The following is a 416-nucleotide window of genomic DNA, read 5'->3' as shown; positions in this document are numbered from 1 at the left end:
TCGATTGTCGTAAAACCGAAAGGTTGCGGTGACATTTCAATGCCATCGGCAAAGCCGATCTTCCTGAGAAGGCCGGAAATTGCGGCGTTGGGCGCAAAGACGCGCAGCCGCGGAACACCCGGCAACGGTTGCGCCACGACCAGCTTGCGGCCTGCCACCTGCCCGGCATGGCGCGATTTCAGGTTTTCGATCTCATCATCGAAACGTCCGAGGAGCCTTGCGACGTCATCCGATCGCGAAAGCGCTGCGCCCGCCTGACGGGCGCTCTGACAGACGCTCGCCAGCATGTCACCGCCATTTTCCTGATCATCGATCAGATGAACCGGAGCGATCTCACCGAGCGCATGAGCAATGGACGCGTGCCGATACCGCGACGTCAAGATGAGGTCAGGCTGAAGTTTGCGGACTGCCTCAAG

Annotated in this window: 1 pseudogene; it reads right to left on the bottom strand. The window is 59.9% G+C overall.

Annotated features, from left to right (window positions below):
• A pseudogene (locus EN804_RS34870) lies at nt 1-380 on the bottom strand (iron-siderophore ABC transporter substrate-binding protein); the annotation flags it as partial.
• Between the last annotated feature and the right edge of the window lie 36 nt (nt 381-416).

The sequence above is a fragment of the Mesorhizobium sp. M8A.F.Ca.ET.161.01.1.1 genome (assembly GCF_004792105.1).
Classification (GTDB): domain Bacteria; phylum Pseudomonadota; class Alphaproteobacteria; order Rhizobiales; family Rhizobiaceae; genus Mesorhizobium.
This window is presented reverse-complemented; position numbering and strand designations above follow the sequence as displayed.